This is a genomic window from Inquilinus sp. (assembly GCF_057815775.1).
On sequence record NZ_JBYRFX010000545.1, the window covers coordinates 1 to 1,811 of the forward strand.

At 71.6% G+C, this 1,811-nt stretch carries 1 protein-coding gene; it reads right to left on the bottom strand.

Annotated elements, in window-relative coordinates; all coding sequences use genetic code 11:
* Positions 1-1,811, bottom strand: a 1,811-nt coding sequence (locus tag AC3XYG_RS19040) for a molybdopterin-dependent oxidoreductase (RefSeq protein WP_489141432.1), incomplete at both ends; no start/stop codon positions are given.

A 1,811-nucleotide genomic window follows, 5' to 3' on the forward strand; every position in this document is an offset into this window, starting at 1 on the left:
TCCGCCGCCTCGGCCTTCGGGTCGAGGATGACGGGCGGGTCGAAGGCGGTGACGCGCGGGGCCTCACCTTCGAGCTTGGCGATCTCGACCAGGCAGGAATGGGCGCTGGGCCCCTGCCCCAGCCGCGAGGTGCCCTTGTCGCGGGTCAGCACGTTCGGGTTGCCGTGCTTGCACATCGCACCGATCGCGCCCGGCACCTCCGGGTCGTACCAGGCGCCGGTGGCGAGCTGGATCACCCCCGGCATCACCCGGTCGGTGACCAGAGCCCCGGCCAGGCAGGCGCCGCGGTCGTTGAACAGCCGCACCACGTCGCCATCCTGGATGCCGCGGGCGGCGGCGTCGACCGGGTGGATCCACACCGGCTCGCGATCCGCGATCTTCTCGCTACGGCTGGTCACGCCGGCGTCGAGCTGGCTGTGCAGCCGGGTCTTCGGCTGGTTGGAGATCAGGTGCAGCGGGAACCGGTCGGTCTCCTCGGCACCGAGCCATTCCGACGGCTCCAGCCATACCGGGTGGCCCGGGCAGTCGTCATAGCCGAAGCCGGCGATGCGGTCGGACACGATCTCGATCCGGCCGGTCGGCGTGGTCAGCGGGTTGGCCTGCGGGTCGGCGCGGAACGATTCCAGCAGGATCTTCGGCTTGGCCGACATCGGCAGCTCGACATGGCCGCGCTCCCAGAACTCCTGGAAGCCGGGCAGTTCGACCCCATCCTCCGCCGCGGCACGCCGGTCGCCGTCATAGAAATGCTGCACCCAGCCCATCTCGTCGCGGCCTTCGGTGAAGGTCTCGCCCACCCCGCCATGGTCCGACAGCTCGGCCAGGATGTCGAAGTCGCTGCGCGCCTGGCCGACCGGCGGGATCGCCTGCGGCATCGCCAGGATGAAGGGGTCGCGCGCGGCGCCGCCGATGTCGTTGCGTTCGAAATTGGTGGTGGCCGGCAACACGATGTCGGCGCGGCGGGCCACCGGCGTCCACCACGGCTCCTGCACGATCACCGTCTCCGGCTTCTGCCACGCGCGCAGGAAGCGGTTGAGGTCCTGGTGGTGGTGGAACGGGTTGCCGCCGGCCCAGTAGACTAGCCGGATGTCGGGATAGACGATCTTGTGGCCGTTGTAGTCGTCCTCCTCGCCCGGCCGCAGCAGCAGGTCGGAGACGCGGGCGACCGGGATGTAGCGGCCGGTCGGGTTCGGCCCGGCGCCGATGCGGGCGCGGCCGCGGCCGTCGCTGGCCGAGCCGACATTGGCCTCGGCGCCATAGCCATAGCCGATGCCGCCGCCCGGCAGGCCGATCTGGCCCAGCATCGCCGCCAGCACCGTGCCCATCCAATAGGGCTGTTCGCCATGGTCGGAGCGCTGCAGCGACCAGCTGAGGCTGATCAGCGTGCGCTGCGACGCCATGCGGCGGGCGAGGTCGCGGATGGTCGCGGCGGAGAGGCCGGAGATCGCGGCCGCCCAGTCGGCATCCTTGGCCACGCCGTCGGCCTGGCCCATGAGATAGGGCAGGAAGCGGTCGAAGCCGCTGGTGTAGCGGTCGAGGAAGGCGCGGTCGTGCCGCCCTTCCGCCACCAGCGTGTGGGCCAGACCCATCATGATCGCGGTGTCGGTGTTCGGCCGCGGCGCCAGCCATTCGGCCCCGGCCTCCGCCGCCATGTCGTCACGCACCGGGCCGACATAGACGAACTGCACCCCGGCCTCGCGGCTGCGGCGGTTCCAGTCGCGCTGCTGGTGCCGGCCGGTGCCGCCGGAGGCGATCTGGCTGTTGCGCGGCGGCATGCCGCCGAAGGCCACCACCAGCCGGCCGTCGCTGGCGAT